At 74.9% G+C, this 23114-nt stretch carries 21 protein-coding genes; 15 read left to right on the plus strand and 6 right to left on the minus strand.

Features of this window, described 5'->3' with window-relative positions:
• The first annotated feature begins 143 nt into the window (after positions 1–143).
• Together ACIPW5_RS15695 and ACIPW5_RS15700 are read left to right on the plus strand one after the other, a co-directional pair.
• Positions 144–1061 carry a LysR family transcriptional regulator gene (locus ACIPW5_RS15695; RefSeq protein ID WP_401244919.1) on the plus strand — a complete coding sequence of 306 codons (918 nt, stop codon included), beginning with the start codon at positions 144–146 and terminating at the stop codon, positions 1059–1061.
• 104 nt (positions 1062–1165) lie between these two features.
• Complete coding sequence (locus ACIPW5_RS15700; RefSeq protein ID WP_401244921.1) at positions 1166–1882, plus strand: class I SAM-dependent methyltransferase; 717 nt, start codon at positions 1166–1168, stop codon at positions 1880–1882.
• A 29-nt stretch (positions 1883–1911) separates the two neighbouring features.
• On the opposite strand, the gene ACIPW5_RS15705 is transcribed toward ACIPW5_RS15700, so the two are convergent.
• Positions 1912–2823 carry an alpha/beta hydrolase fold domain-containing protein gene (locus ACIPW5_RS15705; RefSeq protein ID WP_401244923.1) on the minus strand — a complete coding sequence of 304 codons (912 nt, stop codon included), beginning with the start codon at positions 2821–2823 and terminating at the stop codon, positions 1912–1914.
• A 227-nt stretch (positions 2824–3050) separates the two neighbouring features.
• Between ACIPW5_RS15705 and tdh the strand changes: the two genes are divergently transcribed.
• The 5 genes from tdh to ACIPW5_RS15730 all read left to right on the plus strand — a co-directional run bounded on the left by tdh (position 3051) and on the right by ACIPW5_RS15730 (position 8286).
• Positions 3051–4079 (plus strand): L-threonine 3-dehydrogenase, encoded by a 1029-nt coding sequence (tdh, locus tag ACIPW5_RS15710; RefSeq protein ID WP_007262513.1) that lies wholly within the window; start codon positions 3051–3053, stop codon positions 4077–4079.
• 418 nt (positions 4080–4497) lie between these two features.
• On the plus strand, positions 4498–5706 hold the full coding sequence (locus tag ACIPW5_RS15715; RefSeq protein WP_401244924.1) for a glycine C-acetyltransferase: 1209 nt from the start codon (positions 4498–4500) through the stop codon (positions 5704–5706).
• A 12-nt stretch (positions 5707–5718) separates the two neighbouring features.
• Positions 5719–6633, plus strand: a complete 915-nt coding sequence (locus ACIPW5_RS15720) for a LysR substrate-binding domain-containing protein (protein ID WP_401244926.1) — start codon at positions 5719–5721, stop codon at positions 6631–6633.
• 58 nt (positions 6634–6691) lie between these two features.
• The gene (gene cpt, locus ACIPW5_RS15725; protein WP_401244928.1) at positions 6692–7249 is read left to right on the plus strand and encodes a chloramphenicol phosphotransferase CPT; all 558 of its coding nucleotides are present in this window, start codon (positions 6692–6694) and stop codon (positions 7247–7249) included.
• 47 nt (positions 7250–7296) lie between these two features.
• The gene (locus ACIPW5_RS15730) at positions 7297–8286 is read left to right on the plus strand and encodes a beta-propeller fold lactonase family protein (protein ID WP_401244930.1); all 990 of its coding nucleotides are present in this window, start codon (positions 7297–7299) and stop codon (positions 8284–8286) included.
• A 60-nt stretch (positions 8287–8346) separates the two neighbouring features.
• Here the strand turns inward: ACIPW5_RS15730 and ACIPW5_RS15735 are convergent, their stop codons facing one another.
• Positions 8347–9219, minus strand: coding sequence for a LysR family transcriptional regulator (locus ACIPW5_RS15735; protein WP_401244932.1), 873 nt, complete (start codon positions 9217–9219; stop codon positions 8347–8349).
• A 71-nt stretch (positions 9220–9290) separates the two neighbouring features.
• On the opposite strand from ACIPW5_RS15735, the gene ACIPW5_RS15740 reads away from it, so the two are divergent.
• On the plus strand, positions 9291–9659 hold the full coding sequence (locus ACIPW5_RS15740; RefSeq protein WP_401244934.1) for a nuclear transport factor 2 family protein: 369 nt from the start codon (positions 9291–9293) through the stop codon (positions 9657–9659).
• 38 nt (positions 9660–9697) lie between these two features.
• On the opposite strand, the gene ACIPW5_RS15745 is transcribed toward ACIPW5_RS15740, so the two are convergent.
• Complete coding sequence (locus tag ACIPW5_RS15745; protein ID WP_401244936.1) at positions 9698–10486, minus strand: DeoR/GlpR family DNA-binding transcription regulator; 789 nt, start codon at positions 10484–10486, stop codon at positions 9698–9700.
• 175 nt (positions 10487–10661) lie between these two features.
• Between ACIPW5_RS15745 and ACIPW5_RS15750 the strand changes: the two genes are divergently transcribed.
• The 7 genes from ACIPW5_RS15750 to ACIPW5_RS15780 all read left to right on the plus strand — a co-directional run bounded on the left by ACIPW5_RS15750 (position 10662) and on the right by ACIPW5_RS15780 (position 19425).
• Positions 10662–11564 carry an SIS domain-containing protein gene (locus tag ACIPW5_RS15750; RefSeq protein ID WP_401244938.1) on the plus strand — a complete coding sequence of 301 codons (903 nt, stop codon included), beginning with the start codon at positions 10662–10664 and terminating at the stop codon, positions 11562–11564.
• A complete protein-coding gene (locus ACIPW5_RS15755) occupies positions 11561–12403 on the plus strand; it encodes a class II fructose-bisphosphate aldolase (protein WP_401244940.1) in 843 nt (280 codons plus the stop codon). Before ACIPW5_RS15750 ends, ACIPW5_RS15755 begins: the two co-directional genes overlap by 4 nt.
• Positions 12404–12555: 152 nt before the next feature.
• A complete protein-coding gene (locus tag ACIPW5_RS15760) occupies positions 12556–13728 on the plus strand; it encodes an LLM class flavin-dependent oxidoreductase (RefSeq protein ID WP_401244942.1) in 1173 nt (390 codons plus the stop codon).
• On the plus strand, positions 13725–14798 hold the full coding sequence (locus ACIPW5_RS15765; protein WP_401244944.1) for a zinc-binding dehydrogenase: 1074 nt from the start codon (positions 13725–13727) through the stop codon (positions 14796–14798). The genes ACIPW5_RS15760 and ACIPW5_RS15765 overlap by 4 nt, the downstream gene beginning before the upstream one ends.
• A 384-nt stretch (positions 14799–15182) precedes the next feature.
• Positions 15183–16262, plus strand: a complete 1080-nt coding sequence (locus tag ACIPW5_RS15770) for a hypothetical protein (protein ID WP_401244946.1) — start codon at positions 15183–15185, stop codon at positions 16260–16262.
• Positions 16263–16363: 101 nt separating this feature from the next.
• Positions 16364–18094 carry an Ig-like domain-containing protein gene (locus ACIPW5_RS15775; protein ID WP_401244948.1) on the plus strand — a complete coding sequence of 577 codons (1731 nt, stop codon included), beginning with the start codon at positions 16364–16366 and terminating at the stop codon, positions 18092–18094.
• Between the two features lie 140 nt (positions 18095–18234).
• Positions 18235–19425: an acyl-CoA dehydrogenase family protein gene (locus tag ACIPW5_RS15780; protein ID WP_401244950.1), complete on the plus strand. Its 1191-nt coding sequence runs from the start codon at positions 18235–18237 to the stop codon at positions 19423–19425.
• Here the strand turns inward: ACIPW5_RS15780 and ACIPW5_RS15785 are convergent.
• The 3 genes from ACIPW5_RS15785 to ACIPW5_RS15795 form a co-directional block, all read right to left on the minus strand.
• Complete coding sequence (locus ACIPW5_RS15785) at positions 19382–20611, minus strand: class I SAM-dependent methyltransferase (RefSeq protein WP_401244951.1); 1230 nt, start codon at positions 20609–20611, stop codon at positions 19382–19384. The genes ACIPW5_RS15780 and ACIPW5_RS15785 overlap by 44 nt on opposite strands.
• 138 nt (positions 20612–20749) lie before the next feature.
• Positions 20750–21421, minus strand: a complete 672-nt coding sequence (locus tag ACIPW5_RS15790; RefSeq protein ID WP_401244953.1) for a pyridoxal 5'-phosphate synthase — start codon at positions 21419–21421, stop codon at positions 20750–20752.
• Between the two features lie 148 nt (positions 21422–21569).
• Positions 21570–22931, minus strand: a complete 1362-nt coding sequence (locus ACIPW5_RS15795; protein ID WP_401244955.1) for a phosphatase PAP2 family protein — start codon at positions 22929–22931, stop codon at positions 21570–21572.
• Between the last annotated feature and the right edge of the window lie 183 nt (positions 22932–23114).

The raw sequence follows: 23114 nt of genomic DNA on the forward strand, positions 1-23114 counted from the left end.
TGGCGGAGCACGGCTCCTCCTCGGAGTCGGTGAAGGGCGGTGGATGAGGGGGTGCGGGGGAGGGCCGCTGCGGCCCGGTCGCCCCGGAAACCACCGTAGGGTTGGCGTGACCTGCTTTCCAGTGCAAGTTCTGCAAGGGATGAATGCGCGTGACGCAATCCGGATCCGGGCTGTCCGGAGTGGACCTCAACCTGCTCGTCGCCCTGGACGTCCTCCTGGAGGAGTCGAGCGTCTCCCGGGCCGCCGCCCGCCTGCACCTCTCCGAACCCGCCATGAGCCGGACCCTGGGCCGGATCCGCAAGGCACTCGGCGACCCCGTCCTCGTCCGCGCCGGCCGCACGATGGTCCCCACCCCGCACGCCCTCTCCGTCCAGGGGGAGGTCCGGGCCGTGGTGGAACGCGCCCGCGCCCTGTTCCTCACGGGCGGCCGGGTCGACCTGGAGACCCTGACCCGCACCTTCACCGTCCTGGCCCACGACTCCTTCGCCGCCGCGTTCGGCGCCGCCCTCTTCCGGCGCACCGCCCGCGAGGCGCCCGGGGTGCGGCTGCGGTTCCTGTCCGAGAGCCACGTGGACCTCCCGATGCTCCGCGAGGGCGTCGCGGACCTGGAGTTCGGCGTCATCGACGCCCGCTCGCCCGAGGTGCGCACCGAGCACCTCTTCGACGACCGGGTGCTCGGCGTCGTCCGCAGCGGGCACCCGCTGCTGAGCAGCCGGATCACCCCGCGCCGGTTCGCCGCCGGGGAACACCTGACCGTGTCCCGGCGCGGCCGGCTGGAGGGGCCGGTGGACGACGCCCTCGCGGAACGGGGCCTGTCCCGCCGGGTGGTGGGCAGCATGGCCTCGTTCTCGGCCTCCCTCTTCGTGCTGCGGCAGACCGACCTGATCGGCCTCGCCGCCTCCCGGACCGTCCCGCAGACCGAAGCACTGGGCCTCGTCACCTTCGAGGTCCCCCTGGAGCTTCCGCCGCTGCCGATCGGCCTGGCCTGGCACCCCCGCCACGACGCGGACCCGGCGCACGTCTGGCTGCGCGCCTGCGCCCGCGAGCTGCTGCCCGGCTGACGGCCGCGGCCACCCGGAAGCCGATCCGCCGAACGCTTCCCCGAAGGGGGGAACGGGCCGCCGGGCACGCCGTCGGCCGCGCCCCCGCCGGGGAGGCATCCGGCATGCGACACCAGTACGACGACACGCACCCGGCCCCCCGCGCGGCCTTCACGGCGGCCGACGCCTACACCCTCCGCACGGCCCTCGACGCCCTCGGCGGGGTCCGCGACCTCGACACCCTCGACGTGGCCTGCGGGCACGGTGGCACCGCCGCGCTGCTGGCCGGCGGCGGCGCCCGGCGCACCGTCGGCGTCGACAACTGCCCGGACCGGGTCCGCCGGGCCAGAGCGGCCGCGCCCCCCTCCGCCCCCGTCGAGTACGTGGTCGCGGACGCCGCCGACATGCCGCAGCTCGGCCCCTTCGACCTGGCCACCGCCGTCTACCTGTTCAGCCACGCCCCCGACCGGGCGGCCCTGCACGCCATGTTCCGCGGCATCCGCGCCAACCTGCGCCCCGGCGGACGGCTGCTGTCGCTCGTGCGCAACCCCGGGGCGTACCCGCGGGTGGACTGGTCCCCGTACGGGATGCGCATCCTCGACCGGCTGCCGGACGGCGACGCCCCGCTGCTGAAGGCGCAGTTCCTGACCGAGCCCCCGCAGCACTTCGAGTACCGCGAATGGGCGCACGCCGACTTCGCCGAAGCCGCCGTCGACGCCGGCTTCAGCACCGTCGGCTGGCAGCCCTCCCGGACCCCGCCCGCCGACGCCGCGCGCGACGAGGCCTACTGGACGGCGTACCGCGCCTGGCCGGTCAGCTCGCTCATGACGTGCACCGCGTAGGTCGCGTCCGCGGAGGACACGGCCCGGTGTCAGTCCTGGTCGGCGGCCTCACCGATCAGCGCGACGATCCGGTCGCGGGCCGCCCGCCCCTCCGGGACCGGCAGCAGCGGGTACCCGTGCGGCATGCCCGGCTCCTCGTGCCACTCCACCTGCGCCCCGGCCGCCCCGGCCCGCCGCCGCAGCTCGTGGCTGTCGGTGGCCAGCACGTCGCGGGTCCCGGTGAACACCGTCAGCGGCGCCAGCCCCTCGAACGAGCCGTGCAGCGGGCTCACCCGGGGGTCGTCCGCCGCGAGGGTCCCCGCGTACAGCCGCCCCGCCTCCGCCAGCCCGGCCCGGGCGAGCACCGGATCGGCCGCCTCCAGCGCGGCCTGGCCCGGGTGGCTCATGCTCAGGTCCAGCCAGGGGGAGATCAGCACGATCCGGGACGGCTGAGCCCCGGTCCGCTCCCGCAGCCGCTGCGCGGCGGCCAGCGCCAGCCCGGCGCCCGCGGAGTCCCCGATCAGCACCGTCCCGCCGGCCCCGCCGCCCTCGATCAGACCGCTCAGCAGATCGGCGGCCACCGGGACGTTCCGGTCGGCGGTGCCGCGCGGGGCGAGCACGTACGCCGGGACGACCACCCGGGCCCGGGCCCGGGTCACCAGGGTCCGGATCAGCGACCAGTGCGGCCGGACCAGCTCGTCGATGTACGCGCCGCCGTGCACGTACAGCACCCGCGCCACGGGCTCCTGCCCGCGCGGCGAGGCGTCGTACACCGGCCAGGCCCCCACGAAGGTCCGCGACAGTTCCGCGACCCGGCCCAGCGAGCGCGGCGGCAGATGCGAAGCGGGCCTGCGGGCCGACTGGGCCACCGCCGCACGGACCGCCTCGGCGGTCGCGAACCGTCTTCGCCGCCCCGTCGCCACCAGTGCGGCCGAAAGCGCCCTGCTGCGCAGACTCGGCACGCCCCTCACCTCCCCTTTTCCCCGGTCACGGACCCTAGCGTGCTTCCGCCCCCGGGCGCCGTCCCCGTCCAGGGAGGAGCATAGGCGTGAAGCTGTGCTGTCGACCCGCTTAAGAAAGTCTCGATGGACTGATCACCGCGCCGATCGGCAGATTGGTGCCCGTCACCGACGCCACTCGTGTCACAGCGGGGGGCGGCACCACCTTTCGCATGCCTGGAGCCACCGCCATGAAGGCACTCGTCAAGCACAAGGCCGAGCCCGGGCTGTGGCTCATGGACGTCCCCGAGCCCGAGTACGGCCCCGGCGACGTGCTGATCAAGGTGCTGCGGACCGGTATCTGCGGCACCGACCTGCACATCCGTGCCTGGGACGGCTGGGCGCAGGGCGCCGTCAAGACGCCGCTGGTGCTCGGCCACGAGTTCGTCGGCGAGGTCGCGGCGGTCGGCGCGGACGTCCGTGACATCGAGACCGGCGCCCTGGTCAGCGGCGAGGGCCACCTGGTGTGCGGCAAGTGCCGCAACTGCCTGGCCGGCCGCCGCCACCTGTGCCGCTCCACGATCGGGCTCGGGGTGGGCCGCGACGGCGCGTTCGCCGAGTACGTGGTCCTGCCCGCGCAGAACGTGTGGGTGCACCGGACCGCCGTGGACCTCGACGTGGCGGCCATCTTCGACCCCTTCGGCAACGCGGTGCACACCGCGCTGTCCTTCCCGCTGGTCGGCGAGGACGTGCTGATCACGGGGGCCGGCCCGATCGGCATCATGGCGGCCGCCGTCGCCAAGCACGCCGGTGCGCGCAACGTGGTCATCACCGACGTCAGCCCCGAGCGGCTGGAGATCGCCCGCAAGGCGGGCGCCACGCTCGCGGTGAACGTCGCCGAGTCCTCGATCGCCGAGGCGCAGACGCGGCTGGGGCTGCGCGAGGGCTTCGACGTCGGCCTGGAGATGTCGGGCCGCGCGGAGGCGATGCGCGACATGATCGACAACATGACGCACGGCGGCAGGATCGCGATGCTCGGCCTGCCGGCCCAGGAGTTCCCGGTGGACTGGGCGAAGGTCGTCACGTCGATGATCACCATCAAGGGGATCTACGGCCGCGAGATGTTCGAGACCTGGTACGCGATGACGGTGCTGCTGGAGGGCGGGCTCGACCTGTCCCCGGTCATCACCGGCCGCTACTCGCACCGCGACTTCCAGGCCGCCTTCGACGAGGCCGCGACCGCCCGCAGCGGCAAGATCATCCTCGACTGGACCGCGTAGCCCGAACCTCCGGCGGCAGAGCGGCCGGCCCCCGGCGGGGCCCGGACCTGACCCAGAGCGGCCCCACCCCGGACCCGGGACCGGACCGGACCCATGCCGGGCCGGGACCTGCCCGGACCCGGGCCCCGGACCGGCCCCACCGGGCCGGACCGCCCCACCGGGCCGGGCCGGGAGCCCCGGGCAGGCCTGGCGACGGACCCCGTCCGGGACCCGACGGCGCGGGCGGCCACGTACGGCACGCCCCGACCCGCCGCCGGCCGCTACCGTCGTCCCGTCCGGGAGCCGCCGGCCGCAACCACAAGACCATCTCCCTCCGGGCCGGGCCCCGCACACCCTCCCCCCTCCGCGGGGCCCGGCCCCACCTCCCGTCGTGCGGCAGCCGCCGGACGGCGATCCGCACAAGGAGAATTCGAAGCCCATGTTCGAGTCCGTACGCGAAGACCTCCGCACCACCCTCGACGAGATCCGCGCAGCGGGCCTGCACAAGCCCGAGCGCGTCATCGGCACCCCGCAGAACGCCGCCGTCGCCGTCACCGCGGGCGGCGCCCCCGGCGAGGTGCTGAACTTCTGCGCGAACAACTACCTCGGGCTGGCCGACCACCCCGACGTGGTCGCCGCCGCCAAGGACGCCCTCGACCGCTGGGGCTACGGCATGGCCTCGGTCCGCTTCATCTGCGGCACCCAGGAGGTGCACAAGGAGCTGGAGGCGCGGCTGTCGGCCTTCCTCGGCCAGGAGGACACGATCCTCTACTCCTCCTGCTTCGACGCCAACGGCGGCGTCTTCGAGACCCTGCTCGGCGCCGAGGACGCGGTGATCTCCGACGCCCTCAACCACGCCTCGATCATCGACGGCATCCGCCTCTCCAAGGCCCGCCGCTTCCGCTACGCCAACCGCGACATGGCCGAGCTGGAGGCGCGCCTCAAGGAGGCCGCCGAGGGCGGCGCCCGCCGCAAGCTCATCGTCACCGACGGCGTGTTCTCCATGGACGGCTACGTCGCCCCCCTCCAGGAGATCTGCGACCTCGCCGACCGCTACGACGCCATGGTCATGGTCGACGACTCGCACGCCGTCGGCTTCGTCGGCCCCGGCGGCCGCGGCACCCCCGAGCTGCACGGGGTCATGGACCGGGTCGACATCATCACCGGAACCCTCGGCAAGGCCCTCGGCGGTGCCTCCGGCGGCTACGTCGCCGCCCGCACCGAGATCGTCGAGCTGCTGCGCCAGCGCTCGCGCCCGTACCTCTTCTCCAACTCCCTCGCCCCGGTCATCGCCGCCGCCTCCCTGAAGGTCCTCGACCTGCTGGAGTCCGCCGGCGACCTCCGCGAGCGGCTCGCGGACAACACCAAGCTGTTCCGCACGAAGATGACCGAGGCCGGCTTCGAGATCCTGCCCGGCGACCACGCCATCGCCCCCGTCATGATCGGCGACGCCGCCGAGGCGGGCCGGATGGCGGAGCTGCTGCTGGAGCGCGGCGTGTACGTGATCGGCTTCTCGTACCCGGTCGTTCCGCTCGGCGCGGCCCGGATCCGCGTCCAGCTCTCCGCGGCCCACTCGACGGCCGACGTGGAGCGCGCGGTGGCCGCCTTCGTGGACGCCCGCGCGGCGCTTTCCGCTGCTCAGGGCTGACATCATGGGGGTGTGATCGACCCCCGCCGGCTGCGCATCCTGCGGGCCGTGGCGGACCACCGTACGGTGACCGCCGCGGCCGCAGCGCTCTACCTCACCCCCTCCGCGGTCTCCCAGCAGCTCGCCGCGCTGGAACAGGAGACCGGCCACGCGCTGCTCACCCGCAGCGGCCGCGGCGTACGGCTCACGGCGGCCGGGGAGATCCTGCTGGCCCACGCCCACGAGGTGCTGGCCCAGCTGGAGCGCGCCGAGGCGGAGCTCGCCGCCTACGCGGGCGGCTCCGCCGGCGAGGTCACGGTGGCGGCCTTCGCCACCGGCATCGCCGAGGTGCTGGCCCCCGCCATCGCCCGGCTCGCCCTGGAACACCCGGGCATCCGGCTCCGGGTCCGCGACGCCGAGGGAGACCAGAGCCTTCCGCTGCTGCTCGACGGGGAGGCGGACCTGGCCCTCGCGGTGGAGTACCGGGGCGCTCCGGGCGCCGACGACGGCCGGCTGTCGGTGCTCCCGCTGTACGCGGAACCCTTCGACGCGGTGCTGCCCGCCGGGCACCCGCTCGCCGACCTGCCGGCCGTGGCGCTGGCGGACCTCTCCGACGCGGACTGGGTCGGCCAGTACCCGGGCAACCCCTGCTACGACGTGACCCTGCTGGCGTGCGAGCTGGCCGGCTTCCAGCCGCGCTTCGTGCACTCCTCCGACGACTTCCGGGCGGTGACCGCGCTGGTCGGCGCGGGCGCGGGGGTCGCCCTGGTGCCGCGTTCGGCGCTGCGCGGGATGGACCTCAAGGAGGTCCGGGTGCGCCCGGTCGAGGGCCCGGCCGCCACCCGCCGGGTCTTCGCCGCCACCCGCCGCGGCGCCGAGTCCCACCCGCTGATCGCCCCGGTCCTGGCGGCCCTGACCCGTGAGGCCCAGCGGGTCCCGGCGCACTGAGCGGGCCGGAGCCGAAACCCGCTGTCCGCCGGGGGGCGGACCGTCCTACGGTGGCCGGATGACCATTCGCGTGATCGTTCTCAACGGCGCGTCCAGCTCGGGGAAGTCCGGGATCGTGCGCTGCCTCCAGGCCGAGCTGCCGGAGCCGTGGCTGGCGTACGGCTGCGACTCCTTCGTCGACTCCCTGCCCGCGCGGATGCGGGACGCGGACGGGGGGATCGTGTTCGCCGAGGACGGCCGGGTGAGCGTCGGGGCGGACTTCCGGGCGCTGGAGGCCGCCTGGACGGAGGGCATCGCGGCGATGGCCCGGGCCGGCGCCCGGATCGTCGTCGACGAGGTGTTCCTCGGCGGGGCGGAGTCCCAGGGGCGCTGGCTGAGGGCCCTGGACGGCCTGGACGTGCTGTGGGTCGCCGTCCGGTGCGACCCGGACGTCGCGGCGGGCCGGGAGACCGCCCGCGGCGACCGCACCCCGGGCATGGCCGCGAGCCAGGCGGCCGTGGTCCACGAGGGCGTCTCCTACGACCTGGAGGTCGACACCACGCACACCGAGTCCCTGGCCTGCGCCCGCGCGATCGCCGCCCGGCTGAGCCAGGTGGTCGCCGTCCGGCCGGCCTGAGCGCGGGCCTCCCACGGCTTTCCGGTCCGGAGGCCTAGCGTGCCCCTGTGACGAGCAATCAGGACAGGGGACGGCGGGCGGCCGTGGTGCTGTGCGTGGCGGCGGCGATGCTGGGACCGGTGGGACCCGGTTCCACGGCGGGGGCTTCCCCGCGGCCCGGTGCCCTCGTCTACGTCGCCGACCTCCACTCCGACACGGTGTCCGTCGTCGACGCGGGCTCCGGCACGGTCGTGGACCGTGTGCCGGTCGGGGACGGGCCGGACAGCGTGGCCGTCGCGCCGGACGGCTCCCGCGTCTACGTCACCGATTCCGCGGCGGACACCGTGTCGGTGATCGACGCCCGTACCGGGCGGGTCGTCGCCACCGTCCCGGTCGGGGACGAACCGAGCAGGGTCACGGTCTCGCCCGACGGCAGGAACGTCTACGTGGCCGACGTCGGGTCGGACGAGGTGTCGGTGATCAGCACCCGCACCCTGGCCGTGACGGACACCATCGCCGTGGGCGATGCCCCGCTGGGCGTGGCGGTGTCACCCGACGGGTGCACCCTGTACGTCGCCAACGCCGGGTCCGGCACCGTCTCGGTGGTCCGCACCGCCACCGGAACGGTGACCGGCGGCATCCCCGTCGGCGGCGGACCGACCGCCCTGGTGCTCGGCCCGGACGGCCGTCACCTGTACGTCTCCAACCTGACCTCGGACGACGTGTCGGTGGTCGACGTCCACGCCGGCGCGGAAACGGACCGCATCCCGGTGGGGGACCAGCCCGCGGGGATCGGGGTGCGCCCGGACGGCCGAGAGGTGTACGTGGCCGACATCGGGTCCGACACGGTGTCCGTGATCAGCACCCGCGCCCGTGCCGTCACGGACACCATCGCCGTGGGAGACGGCCCGAACGGCCTCGCCGTCGCCCCGGACGGCTCCCGGGTGTACGTCAGCAACTTCGACTCGGACACCCTGTCGGTCATCGACACCGCGACGGCCCGCGTGACGGGCACGGTGGCCGTGGGCGACGGGCCGACCGGCGTGGCAGCGTACTAGGGGGTGACCGTGAAGTGGCGCCGTCCGCCCGCTGGGCAGGCGAGACCTTGCGGACACCCCCTAGGACCGCAGCGCCGCGAGGAGGCTGGTCCGCAGGAACCGTACGGCCGGGGAGTGCTGGTCGGTGCGGGCGACGAGGCCGAGCCGGGCGTGTGTGGCGGCGTCGGTGAGCGGGACCGTCCGCAGGCCGGCGCCCTGCGCGGAGGAGGCGCTGAGGACGGCGACGCCCGCACCGCGCTCGGTGAGGCGGAGCAGGGCGGCGGGGGAGCTGGCGTCGAGGTCCACCCGGGGGTCGAGGCCGAGCCGGCGGCAGGAGTCCTCGTACGCGGCGCGGATGCCGGTGCCCCGGGAGAGGCAGAGGACCTTCTCCCCCCGGAGGCCGGCGAGCCGCAGTTGCGGCCGGTCGAGCGGGTGGCCGGCCGGGACGACGGCGGCGAGGGGCTCGTCGATGACGACGTCCGCCTCCAGTCCCGGGGCGGCGTCGCCCGCGTAGCCGATGAGCGCCAGGTCGAGGGAGCCGGCCAGGACCTGGGCCTGGAGGGCGTCGGAGTGGTCCTCGTGCAGGCTCAGTTCGATGCCGGGGTGGGTGCGGCCGAGGTCGGCGACGGTGTCCAGGAAGGGTCCGATCGAGCAGCCCGCGATCATGCCGAGCCGGACCCGGCCGCGGACGGCGTCGGCGAACTCGGCGGCGGTGTGCCGGATGGCGTCGAGGGTGGCGAGGGCGTTCCTCGCGAGGGGGAGGACGGCCTCCCCGGCCGGGGTGAGTTCCACCCGGCGTCCGCCGCGGTCGAGCAGCTGCTGCCCCAGCTCGCGCTCCAGCTTCGCCACTTGGGTGCTGATGCCCGACTGGCTGACGTGCAGGCGATGGGCGGCGCCGGTGAAGGTGCCCTCGTCGACGACGGCGGTGAAGTAGCGCAGCTGGTGCATCTCCATATTTCCGGATGATAGATCCCATCGCAACCATCTGTTGGACGGATGGCGGAGCCCGGCCGGAGGATGGGGGCATGACGACGACGAAGACCCCGCGAGAGCTTGCCGAGACCTACTTCACCGCCTGGGAGGCGGGCGACTTCGAGACCCTGCGGGGGCTGCTGGCCGATGACGTCGACTTCGTCGGGACGCTGGGGACGGCCTCGGGGGCGGAGGAGGCCCTCGCCGGACTGCGGCGGATGGGCCGGGTCCTGGAGCGGATCGACGTGAAGGCCCGGGTGGCGGAGGGTGCCGACGTGATCACCTGGTTCGACCTGTGCAGCAGCATCGCGCCGCCGGCGCCCACGGCGAACTGGATGCACGTCGAGGACGGGAGGATCGCCCGGATCCGGGTCACCTTCGACCCGCGCGAACAGCTGGCGGGGTTCGCGAAGCAGGGCTGAAGGGGGGGCGTACCTCCAGGTGCCCCTCCTGCGCCGCGTCAGACGCGTACGACCTCCACGCCCGCGTCCCGGAAGGGCCGGGCGGCGGCCTCCGTCAGGGCGGTGTCCGTCACCAGGACGTCCACGGCGGAGGTGGCGCAGATGCGGGCGAAGGCGCGGACGCCCAGCTTCGTGGAGTCCGCCGCGACGACCAGGCGCCGGGCCCGCTCGCAGAGCAGGGCGTTGACGGCGGCCTCGTCCTCGTGGCGGGTCGCCGCCCCGTCGGCCGGGTCGAAGGCGTCGACGCCGAGCACGGCGGTGTCCAGCGAGAGCTGACCGAGCGTCTGCTGCGCCAGCGGCCCGGTCAGTTCGTACGACTGGGGGCGCGCCACCCCGCCCGTCAGGACGATCTTGAACTGCGGCCGGATCACCAGCTCGCCCGCGATGTTGAGGGCGTTGGTGACCACGGTGAGGGCGGGGGAGCCGCCGGCCGGCGCGGCGAGGTCGGGGCGGGCCGCCAGGGCGCGGGCGACCTCCGTCGTGGTGGTGCCGCCCGTCAGGCCGATCACCTCGCCCGGCGCGATCAGGGCCGCGACCGCCTCGCTGATCCGCCGCTTCTCGGCGGCCCGGCGGGAGGTGCGGTAGCGCAGGGGCAGCTCGTACGAGACCCCGTGCGGCACCGCCCCGCCGCGGGTGCGGACCAGCAGCTGCTGCTCGGCGAGCTGGTCGAGGTCGCGGCGGATGGTCGCGGCCGAGACGCCGAGCGCCTCGGCGGCGGCCTCCACCTCCAGCCCGTCCCGCTCCACCAGCAGGTCCAGCAGTCTCTGCCAGCGTTCCGTGCGGGTCATCGCGCCCCTCCTGTCGTCCCCCGGCGTGCCGCCGGGCCCCGCCGTCGAGATTAACCCAGCGGATCACCCCGGAGATGCTTGAAGTTGCGCGAAACGGACCGCTACCTTGCAGGAACACGCAGGCGCGTCCGGTCGGTTCGCAGCCGACGTACGCATCAACGCGCAAGGAGCCCGCATGAGTCACGTCGCGTACGAGTTGGCCACGCAGCCCGACAGCTGGGAGCGGGCCGCCGAACTGGCCCCGGCCCACCGGGCGGTGCTGCCGGGGCCCGGTGAGCGCACCGCCGTCGTCGGCTGCGGGACCTCGTACTACATGGCACAGGCCGCCGCCGCCCTGCGCGAGGAGGCCGGACACGGGGAGACCGACGCCTTCCCCGCCTCGGAGTTCCCCCGCCACCGCCGCTACGACCGGGTCGTCGCCCTGACCCGGTCCGGGACCACCACCGAGGTGCTGGACCTGCTGGCCGGACTGCGCGCGGCCGGGATCCCGACCACCGCCGTCATCGGCGACCCGGACACCCCGGTGACCGGCCTCGCGGACGACCTCGTCGTCCTGGACTTCGCCGACGAGCGGTCCGTCGTCCAGACCCGCTTCGCCACCACCGCCCTCACCCTGCTGCGCGCCCACGTCGGAGCCCACACCCAGGCCGTCGTCGCCGACGCCCGCACCGCCCTCGACCTGCCGATGCCGAACGGTCTGGAGGCGCGCGGCCAGTTCACCTTCCTCGGCCGGGGCTGGAGCGTCGGACTCGCCCACGAGGCCGCCCTCAAGATGCGCGAGGCCTCCCTGTCGTGGGCCGAGGCCTACCCCGCGATGGAGTACCGGCACGGCCCCGTCAGCGTCACCGGCCCCGGCTCCGTCACCTGGTCGCTGGGCGGCACCCCCCACGGCATCGCCGAGCAGGTCCTCGGGACCGGAGCCGAGTGGGTGGACGGGGAACTCGACCCGCTGGCCGAGCTGGTCCGGGTGCAGCGCCTCGCCGTCGCCGTCGCCGCCCACCGGGGGCTGGACCCGGACGCGCCCCGCAACCTCACCCGCTCGGTGATCCTCACCGCGGCCGAGGGGGCGGTCCGATGACCCTCGCCCCCGCCGGGACCCTCGTCGCCGAGGCGGCCGCGGCCGGCGGCGCCGTGGCCGCCTTCAACATCATCACCCTGGAGCACGCCGAAGCCGTGGTCGAGGGCGCCGAACGGGCCGGGCTGCCCGTCATCCTGCAACTCAGCGAGAACGCCGTGAAGTTCCGCCGCGGAGCCCTCCTGCCCATCACCCGGGCCGCAGCCGCCTGCGCGGAAGCGGCCCGGGTGCCCGTCGGCCTGCACCTCGACCACGTCAAGAGCCCCGACCTGCTGCGGCGGGCCGCGGACGCCGGCTTCGGATCCGTGATGTACGACGCCGCCCACCTGCCCTACGCCGAGAACCTGGAGTCCACCCGCTCCGCCGCCGACTGGGCCCACGCCAACGGGCTGTGGATCGAAGCGGAACTGGGCGAGGTCGGCGGCAAGAACGGGGCCGCGCCGCTCGACCCGCACGCGCCGGGCGCCCGCACCGACCCGGACGAGGCGCGCCGGTTCGTCGCCGACTCCGGGGTCGACGCCCTGGCCGTGGCCGTCGGCAGCAGCCACGCCATGACCACCCGGACCGCCTCCCTCGACCACGCCCTGCTGGCCCGGCTCGCGAAGACCCTGGAGGTGCCGCTGGTCCTGCACGGCTCCTCCGGCCTGCCCGACGCGGAACTCGCGGCCGCGGTCGCGGGCGGGATCCGCAAGGTCAACATCGGCACCGCCCTCAACCTGGCCATGACCGGGGCCATCCGCGCCCACCTCACCCCGGCCGACCCCCGCCCCTACCTCACCGCCGCCCGGACGGCGATGGCGGAGACGGCGGAGGCGATGATCGGGGTCCTGGCCGGGCCCTGACACCGGAGCCGGGAGCTGGGGGCCGGGCCGGTGCCGAGGGCGGGATTTCCCGCTGAGCGGGAGGACCGCGCCGCCGCCGTTGAAGGCGCGGCGCACGGGGTGTTGGGTCGGACGGCGAAGGCTGGCTTCGCCGTCCGAAGGGGGCACCGCACATGCCGCAGCCGTACCTCCCCTCCCGCTTCGGGGTGTTCCTCGCCCCCTACCACCGGCCCGACCGCGACCCCGCCCTCCAACTGCGCCGCGACCTCGACCTCGTCGTCGCGCTGGACCGGCTCGGGTACGAGGAGGTGTGGGCGGGGGAGCACCACTCCGCCGGGTACGAGATCATCGCCTCTCCGGAGCTGTTCCTGGCGGCCGCCGCCGAACGGACCTCCCGGATCATGCTCGGCACCGGCGTCAACTCCCTCCCGTACCACCAGCCGCTGATCCTCGCCGACCGCATCTGCCAGCTGGACCAGCAGTCGCGCGGCCGCGCCGTGCTCGGAGTCGGCCCGGGACAGCTCCCCTCCGACGCCCACATGACCGGCGTCGACCCCCTGGAGTCCCGGGCCATGACGGCCGAGGCCCTGGACGCCGTCACCCGGCTGCTGCGCGGCGAGACCGTCACCGCCGCCACGGACTGGTTCACCCTGCGCGAGGCCCGGCTCCAGCTCGGGCCCTACCGGGGCCGGGAACTGGAGGTGGCCGTCGCCTCCGCCGTCTCCCCGACCGGCGCCCTCCTCGCCGGCCGGCACGGCGCCGGGATGCTCTCGCTGGCCGCGGCCGACCCCGCCGGGTACGCCACCCTCGACACCAACTGGGCCGCCCACGAACGGGCCTGCGCCGAGAACGGCCGGACCGCCGACCGGGCCGGCTGGCGACTGGTCACCCCCGTCCACCTGGCCGAGACCCGGGAAGAGGCCCTGGAACAGGCCGAATTCGGCACCCCCGACCTGGTCGCCTACATCGAGGCGCTCGGCGGCACCCGGCTCGACGGCTGCGCCACCGCCGCCGGGGCCGTGCGCCGCTGGACCGGGGAGGGGCTGCCCACCTTCGGCCGCGCCGTCATCGGCACCGCCGACGACGCCGTCGAGCGCATCCGGCAACTCGCCGATAAGACCGGCGGGTTCGGAACCTTCCTGATCCTCCAGACGGACGTCGCCGAGCCCGCCGCCACCCTGCGCAGCCTGGAGCTCTTCGCCGAACGGGTCGTCCCCCGCCTCACCGGCACCACCGACGCGCGCACGGCCAGCCTCCACTGGGCCGCCCGCAACAGCGAGCGCTTCACCGGGGCACTGCGGCAGGCCACCACGGAGGCCATCGCCCGCAAGGGAGAGGTGCGTTGAGGGCGGCGGTCTGGGCCGACGGCCGCTTCACCGTCGCCGAACACCCCGACCCGGTGCCCGGACCCGGGCAGGCCCTCGTGCAGACCGAGGCCTGCGGGATCTGCGGCTCCGACCTCAGCGCCGTCGCGCACACCGCCGACTTCCTGCGCGCCTCCCGCGACAGCGGCACCACGAGCTTCCTCTTCGACCCGGCCCGCCCGCTGGTGATGGGACACGAGTTCGCCGGCCGGGTCCTCGGCTACGGGCCCGGCGCGAGCGGCCCCGAACCGGGCACCGGAGTGGTCGCCCTGCCCTGGGCCGTCGACCCCGGCGGAACGGTGCGCACCGTGGGCTACAGCAACGCCTTCCCCGGCGGCTTCGGCGAGCGGATCGTCGTACAGGCCGAGGCCCTGCTGCCCGTGCCGGACACGCTGGACCTCGCCCTCGCGGCCCTCACCGAGCCGCTCGCCGTCGGCTTCGGCAACATCGCCCGCAGCACGGCCGGTCCCGGTACCCCCGCCGTGGTCGTCGGCTGCGGGCCGGTCGGGCTCGGTGCCCTCGCCGCCCTGCTGGAACGCGGCGCCGGCCCGGTCGTCGCCTCCGACCCCTCGGCGCTGCGCCGCGCTGCCGCGGCCCGGCTCGGGGCCCACGCGGTGGTGGACCCCGTCGGAGGGGAGGACCCCGTACGGCGCTGCGCCGAACTGGCCGGACCCCGCCCGCTCCCGACGGTGGTGGTCAACTGCGTGGGCGCCCCCGGCATGCTGGACCGGCTGCTGCACACCGTGCCGCGCGGCACGGAGATCCTGCAGATCGGCGGGGTGATGACCGAGGACGTGATCCGGCCGGTGGTCGGCATCTACAAGGACGTCACCATCCGGATGTGCCTGACGTACCCGCCGCGGGAGTTCGGCGCCACCCTGGCCCGGCTGGCCGACGGCCGCATCGACCCGGGCGCCCTCGTCACCGGCGAGGCCGGCTTCGGCGGCCTGGAGGCGGCCTTCGCCTCCCTGCGGCGCCCGGAGGAGCACATCAAGGTCCTGGTCCGGCCGGGCCTCCCGGGGACCGCGGTCATTCCGGCCGCAGCCGTGTAGCCCGGCCCGGGAGCCCGTCGGCGACCGGCGCAGCGCTACTCACGAGTACCGCATCTGCGAGGTCCTGGAGCGATTTCGGGCTTACATGCAGCCTTATCTGACTGCTACATTCCGCACGTGCCATCCGCGTGTCAGGCGGGTGGGGCGGGCCACGACCTGGTCCGCCCCACCCTCGGCACACGGCGCCCCACCTCCGCGAGGCCCCATCCGTCCGCTGATCCAGCGAGAGCCCGCCACGGCACCCCGGCCCGCACCGCCACGGCGGTCCTGCCCGGCCCGAACAGAGCGAAGCCCCCAGCGCCGTACCGGACACATCGTCCGGCGTCCGGTGCTGCCCGCGCGCGCTTCCGCTCCCCGATCCACCTCTCCGAAAGGGAGAACCCGATGCGTACGTTCCTCCTGCGGCGCCCCGTCGCCGGCAAGGCCCTGATCCTGGGCGCCCTGCTGGCGCTCGCCGTACCTGGAACCGCCCAGGCCAACACCGTCGGCGTGACGGTGAAGACCCCCGGCGCCACCTCCGGCCCCGGCTCCGCCTTCTCCGAGATCTCCACCAGCGCCCACTGCGCCAGCGGCCTCGTCTCCGGCGGCGGCATCAACCAGGCCATCGGCACCGGCACCTCGTCCAACGGCAACAAGATCAACGGCACCTCGCCCAGCCCCGACGGCAGCACCGAGTACACCGGCTCCACCGGGGTCGTCGGCACCGACCTCACGTACTGGCTCGGCATCGGCGGCAGCGGCGGCGCCGTCAACGCCTCCTTCTCCAGCACCCCGTACGCGATGTGCTTCACCAGCAACCTCATCAACCACACCCAGGTGGTGATGAACAAGGTCGCCGGACCCACCACCGCCTCGACGGTCGGCCTCGTCACCGCGACCTGCCCCTCGGGCACCCGGCTGCTCGGCGGCGGCGCCCGCATCACCCCCGCCGCCGTCGGCAGCCTCAAGCCGATCGCCAGCTTCCCCACCTTCAACGACTCCGCCCACGCCTACGGGCAGAAGGCCGCGGCCGACGGCGAGACCAACCCCGACTCCTGGACCGCCGTGGGCTGGAACGGCGGCGGCGGAGACAGCGGCAACACCACGTACGCGTACGCCGTCTGCAGCGGCAACGGCATCAACATCAGCGGCACGACCGTGAAGGTCCGCTTCTCCGAGGTCAGCGGCCCCACCGCCGGCACCAGCGGGGCGACCGTGACCGTGGGCTGCGGCCAGAACGACGGCAAGCTGGTCAGCGGCGGCGCCGCGATCAGCGGAGGCAGCGTCACGACCGTGAACTTCACCGGCCCCGGCTCCCAGGGCGACCACCTCAACGGCAGCTACCCCAGCGACTCCGGCGGCAGCCCGGTCGCGGACGGGGCCACCACCGCCTCGTACTGGTCCGCCTTCACCCACACCGGAGCCCCCAGCTCGCCGAACACCTACTCCGACGTCTGGGCGCTGTGCGCCGACGACGGAGTCTGAGCCGGCCGTAGCCCCGTAGCCCCGTCGCCGTGGCCGGCCGCACCCGCGGCCGGCCGCGGCCCGCACGCCCCGTCCCGCAAGCACCGTCGTTTGGACCCCCCTTGAGCACGTACCGATCGAAGATCCTGAAGGCGGCCGGTGCGGCCTGCCTCGTGGCCGCCGCGATGACACCCCTTCCCGCGGCGGCCGGCCCGGCCGCCGCCCACCCCTGCGGCACGGGCGGCGTCTTCAACGCCGCCACCCCCACCTGCACCTACACCGACGTCGGCACGGACACCTTCACCGTCCCGGCCGGGGTGACCTCCGTGACGGTCGACCTCTTCGGCGCCGAGGGCGGCAGCGCGGCCGGCTTCATCCTCCCCAGCCCCCCGAACGAGGGCGCCCCCGGCGGTCTGGGCGGCGAGACCCGCGCGGACCTGGCCGTCACTCCGGGCCAGACCCTCCAGCTCACCGTGGGCGGGGTCGGCAGCTCGGGAACCTCCCGCAAGGGCGAGTTCGCCCGTCCCGGCGGCACCGGCCACGGCTCCGGCGGTGGCGGCGCCCACGGCGGCGGCGGTTCCGGCGGCGGCGGCACCGACCTGCGCACGGGCGCCTTCGACGGCACCGACCGGGTCCTCGTCGCCGGCGGCGGAGGCGGCGCGGGCAACGGCGGACCACTGCTGCGCGGCGGTTCCGGCGGCGGCCTCGAAGCCGACCCCGGCGGCCAGGCAGCCGCTCCGGAGGGCTCCGGCCTCGCGGGCGGCGGCGGAACCCAGTCGGCCCACGGGGCGGGCGGCCTCCGCAACAACACCGTCGGCGCTCCGGGAGCCCCGGGCGCCGACACCGACTCCTGGGGCAGCAAGCCCAACCCCGGCAGCGGCGGCTCCGGCGGCAACGGCGGTGGCGGCGGCTCCGGCGCGGGCGGCGGTGGCGGCGGGTACTTCGCCGGCGGCGGCGGCTCCGGCGGCGGCCGGTCCGGCCCCGGCGCGCCCGCCAACCTCCCCGCCGCCGGCGGCGGCGGGGGCAGCAGCTACGCGGCCCCCACGGCCACCGGCGTCTCCCTCCTCAAGGGCGTCAACCGGGGCAACGGCAAGGCGGTGGTCTCGTTCCGGTACGGGACCTCGGTCACCGTCGCCGCGGACACCACCACCCCGCTGTTCGGACGGGGCGTCACCCTGACCGCCACGGTCGCCCCGGCCGACCCCGACGCGGGCACCCCGACCGGCGAGGTCACCTTCTTCGACGGCACCACCCCGCTGGCCACCGTGCCGCTCACCGACGGCCGCGCCACCACCGCCACCGGCGTCCTCCAGCCCACCACCGGCCACCCCGTCACCGCGCGCTACAGCGGGGACCCGGCGTTCACCCCGGGCACGACGGCCGGACCCGCCGACCTCACCGTCGCCTTCACCGAACCCTGCCTGACCACGGCCCACGCCGGCCCGCTGACGGTGGGCCCCGGCGAGGCCCGGTGCATCGCCGCCGGCGGCAGCCAGACCGGCCCGGTCACCGTCCGGCCCGGCGGGGCGCTCGCCGTCACGGACGCCACCCTCACCGGCCCGGTCTCCGCCGACGGAGCCCTCGCCCTCACCGTCTGCCGCTCCTCCCTGACGGGCCCGCTGTCCGTGGAGCGGAGCACCGGGCCGCTGCTCCTCGGCTCCGGTCGCGCCGAGGTCTCCTGCTCCGGCAGCACGGTCCGCGGCCCGGTGACGCTGACCGCCAACACCGGCGGCGCCGAGGTCTTCGCCAACACGGTCAACGGCCCGCTGCGCTGCGAGGGGAACACCCCCGAGCCGCTGGTGTCGGGCACCACCGGCACGGGCCCCCGCACCGGGCAGTGCCGCAAGAACTGACCCGAAGGGCACCTCAAGGGCACCACCAGGGCCGGGAGTTCCGCAGGGAACTCCCGGCCCTTCCCAATTCCTGTAACGGGTTCTACTCTGACCGCCGCCACCACAGCGACCGGCAGCGCCGCCAGACCTCCGGAGGGCCCGTGCACCTCGAATACACGCCTGAGCAGCAGCAGTTGCGCGCCGAACTGCGCGCCTACTTCGCCGAGCTCGTGCCGGAGGACGTCTACGCCCGCTACGAAGACCCCGCCGCGCAGAAGCGCTTCTACCGGGAGACCATCCGCCGCCTCGGCGCGGACGGCTGGCTCGGCGTGGCCTGGCCGCAGGAGTACGGCGGCCGCGGCATGTCGGCCATGGACCAGTTCATCTTCTTCGACGAGGCCGCGCAGGCCGTCGTTCCGCTGCCGCTGATGGCGCTGAACACCGTCGGACCGACCCTCATGCAGTTCGGCACCGACGAGCAGAAGGCGTACTTCCTCCCGAGGATCCTCTCCGGGGAGATCGACTTCGCCATCGGCTACAGCGAGCCCGACGCCGGCACCGACCTGGCCGCCCTCAAGTGCAAGGCCGTCCGCGAGGGCGACGAGGAGACCGGCACCTACGTGGTCAACGGCCAGAAGATCTGGACCACCAACGGCGACACCGCCGACTGGGTCTGGCTCGCGGTCCGCACCGACCCGGACGCCCCGGCCCACAAGGGCATCACGATGCTCCTGGTGCCCACCTCCGACCCCGGCTACTCCTGCACCCTGATCAACACCCTCGCCTCGCACGACACCACCGCCAGCTACTACGAGGACATCCGGGTCCCCGCGAGCCGCCGCGTCGGGCAGGAGAACAAGGGCTGGCGCCTGATCACCAACCAGCTCAACCACGAGCGCGTCACCCTGGCGGCCCACGGCACCATGGCCATCCGCGCCCTGCACGACGTCCAGCGCTGGGCCGCCTCGACGAAGCTCGCCGACGGGCGCCGCGTCATCGACCTGCCCTGGGTCCGCGGCCGCCTCGCCCGCACCCACACCCGCCTCGACGCGATGAAACTGCTCAACTGGCAGATGGTCAACGCCGTCGAGTCCGGCACCCTCACCCCGCAGGACGCCTCCGCCGTCAAGGTGTACGGCTCGGAGGCGCGCAGGGACGCCTACGCCTGGCTGATGGAGGTCGTCGGCGCGGCCGGCTCCCTCAAGGACGGCTCCGCGGGCGCGGTCCTGCACGGCGAACTGGAACGCGGCTACCGCAGCGCCGTGATCTTCACCTTCGGCGGCGGCAACAACGAGATCCAGCGCGAGATCATCTCCTGGATCGGCCTCGGGATGCCGAGGGTCCGCCGCTGACGGCCCGTGCCAGGAAGTGGCCGGCGGCGTCCTCGTACTCGGCCAGGGTCCAGCCCGTGGCCACCAGGGCGGAGCGCAGGTTGGGCTCCGCCAGGAGGTCGCGCGCGTCGAGGGGGCGGCCGTGGCGGGCCGCGCGTTCGGCGCGGCCCGACGGGTGGAAGAGCAGCAGGGTGCCGCCCGGGGCACTGACGCGGGCCCACTCGCGCAGGGCGGACCGGGGGTCGGGGAGGTGGTCGAGGAGTCCGGCGCTGAAGATGCCGTCCAGGACGGCGGAGGGCAGCGGCAGCCTGGTGCAGTCGGCGGCGAGCAGGCTCCCGTGGCGGGCGCGGCCGTGCCGGGCCGCGGCCACCAGCATGGCCGGGGTGACGTCGATGCCGAGGACGCTGCCGGTCTCCCCGACGTGCGCGCGCAGCGCGGGCATCGCCCGGCCGGTGCCGCAGCCGAGGTCGGCGGCCCGGTCGCCCGGCGCCAGCCGCATCCGGGCGACGGCGGCCGCGTAGGCCGGGGTCTGGTGGGCGAAGCGCTCCTCCCAGGCGTCCGCCCGGTGCGTGAAGAAGGCCCGGGCGGCGGTGTGCTCGGCGCGCACGGCCACCAGCGCGGAGAACCGGTCGAGCGTGCGCCGCCACCAGGGCGCGAGTCCGCCGTCGTCCCCGAGCCGGAAGTCCACGCCCCAGGCGCTGCCGCCGATGCGGAACGCGTGGGCGGCGTGCAGGTCGCAGGAGACGAGGGCGACGGCCTCGGACGGCAGTTCCCGGAAGCCTGCGGCCGGCCGGGGCCCGCAGACCGGCGGGGCGGCTTCCGTCAGCAGCGGGTCTCCTTCGGCGGCCGGGGTGAACCCGGTCCGTCCGCACCCGCCCCGGCCGCCCTGCCCCTCCGGGTCCACGGAACCGGCCGCCACGGCCAGCACGCACGCCCCGGGGCCCGCCGCCAGCAGCGGCACCTCGGCGGCGAGGGCGTCCCGGAGCAGGGCGGCGCCGGCACCGGGGCCGCCGCGGTCCGGGTCCGCCGCGCCGGCTCCGGCACGTCCCAGGACGATCAGCCCCTCGATGCCCGTGAGGTCCGCGGGCGGCGGCTCGCCGTCCCACAGCCGGATCGTGCGACTGCTCAGGCCCGCCGTGGTGACCGCGCCGTCGATGGCTGATGCCAGGTCACCCTGGGGCGTGTACTCGAGGACGGCTACGGGCAAGGGTGACTCCTCGGAATCGAGCCACTTCGGTGGATTCACGTGGCATCCATGCAAGGATGCCCGCTTCGTCGGCGCATATGCGAGGTGCGTTCCAGTGGGTGAGACCCGCTCCGGCTCGCCGCGGCCCGGTCCTGCGGGTCACGACCAGAGCCGGTGCCGCTCCCAGCCGCCGTCCACGCGCTCGTAGCGCAGCCGCGTGTGGACCCGGCTCTCGACCGCCTGCCAGAACTCCACCTCGACCGGTGCGAGGGTGTAGCGGGTCCAGGCGGAATCGACGAGGGTGGGCTCCCGCTCGACCAGGGCCAGGGACTTCTCCAGGGCCTGGTCCCGCTCCGCGGTGTCCGCGAGGTACTGGCTCTGGCGGGCGAGCAGGGCCTCGGCGCGCGCGGAGGCCGGGCGGGCGAGGAAGTCCGTGCCGTTCTCCCGGGCCGACCCGGGCGCCACCGGGCCGCGCAGCCGCACCTGCCGGCCGTGCTCGGGCCAGTAGAAGGTGAGCGCCGCCCGCGGGTGCACGGCCAGCTGGTGGCCCTTGGGGCTGAACGCGTGGCCGGCGAACTGCCAGCCCGAGGCGTCGACCCCCTTGAGGATCAGCACCCGGGCGTCGGGGTCGCCGGTCTCGTCGACCGTGGACAGGACCATCGCGTGCGGGTCGCGCAGCCCGTCCGCCACGGCGTCCGACAGCCAGGACAGGAAGAGCCGTACGGGGTCGGCGGGGGCGTGCTCCGGCAGGAACTCCGGGAGCGGTCCCTCGAAGACCGCGAGGCCCCGCAGCCATGCGCGGACGGGGCCGCCGCCCATGTCGTCACCCATCAGCCACCTCCTCGGGAACCAACAGGGCTCATCTTGCATCTGCCGTCGTTGTTCGACAATCGTCTGGCAGATGCTTGGCGGAAGTGCCGAAGGGCCTGGTGTGTGCCGGGGTCGTGTTTGGAGGTGGCTACGAGGCGCGGACGCCCCGTCAGACCAGCTCGGGCTCCTGCGCGCGGCGCTGGGCGGGCACCCGGGCCGCCGCCGGCCGCCGGTCCCACAGCCTGGTGGTCCGTACGTAGCCGTAGACGACCGAGGCCGTGGCCAGGAGGGCCAGGGGCCCGAACACCCACGGGTGTCCGGCCATCTCCATCGACAGGTACCGGTACGACAGCAGCAGGGCGACGAAGACCGCGGTGCCGTGGCCGACCAGCAGGGTCGCCCGCCGGTCCCAGCCGCGGGCCTGCGCCCGCAGGGCCGCCTCGATCGTGAGGGTGAACACCACGCCGGAGATGATGTCCGCCCCGTAGTGGTACCCGAAGCCGAGCGTCGCGCCGAGCGTGGCGACCAGCCAGAACGCGCCGAGGAAGCGCAGCGGCCAGGGTCCCTTGCGGGAGTGGATGAAGATCGCGGTGGCCCAGGCCGTGTGCAGGCTGGGCATGCAGTTGCGCGGGGTGAACTCGTCGAACGGCATCGGCTGGGGGACGCCGAGCGGCGGCGCGGTGTGCGGCCACAGGTCGGCCAGCGCCCACTGCCCGCCGTCGGCGCCGTAGGCCAGGATCGGTCCGACCACCGGGAACACCATGTAGATGCCCGGCCCGAGCAGGCCGACGAGCAGGAACGTGCGCACCAGGTGGTGGGCCGGGAAGCGGCGCTCGGACGCCACGTTGCGCAGCTGGTAGAGGGCGACGAGGACCGCGCCCACCGCGAGCTGGATGTAGACCCAGTCGAGGACGTGGTGGCCGATCGCTCCGGTGGCCTCCACGATCCGGCCGGCCACCCAGGAGGGGTTGCCCAGGGCGTGGTCGGCGGCCGCCACGTACTGGTCGAGGACCATCGGGCGGGTCTTCGACGTGATCAGCAGCCAGGTGTAGCCGGTCTTGCGGCCGGCGACCAGCAGCAGGGCCAGGCCGACGCCCTTCAGGAGCAGGGCGCGTTCCGGTCCGGTGCGGCGGACGAGCGCGAAGACGGCACAGCCGAGGGTGACCCACAGGGCGCCGCTGCCGAACATGTTCTCGGCGCCGGCCGCCGACCGCACGATCCAGAGGAGCAGGTCGATGCCGACCGCGGCGCCGAGCGCGACGAACCGCTGCCGCCAGGTGAGCACGACCATCATCAGCGCCATGCTCGCGTACAGCACGGTCCCCGACCGGGGGGCGAAGACGACCTCCCGCGCCTGGCTGACGAGGGGACCCGCGACCCCGTAGCGGCGTGCGGCGATCTCCAGGCCGACGAGGAACCCGAGGCCCGTCACGCTCACCGCGGCCCACAGGAGGACGCGTGGCCGGCGCCAGGTTCCGGACGCGGGTGCGCTGGTCGTGCGCGGAAGCGCTCGTCGTTCCTCAGGTATCAATTTTCAGCCGATGTTCATATTTCAACCGGTCAGTGTTGGCTCGAACATGTTAGCTGAGGGGGCCGCGCCGACCGGAAGAGTGAGCGAACCGGCGCCCTCCCGCCAGGGCGGGAGGGCGCCGGACATGATCGTCACCCTAGTGCGGAGCCGGGGCGCGGAGCCGCCCGTTCCGTGCTGAGCTGG

The organism is Streptomyces sp. NPDC090077 (assembly GCF_044747545.1).
Classification (GTDB): domain Bacteria; phylum Actinomycetota; class Actinomycetes; order Streptomycetales; family Streptomycetaceae; genus Streptomyces.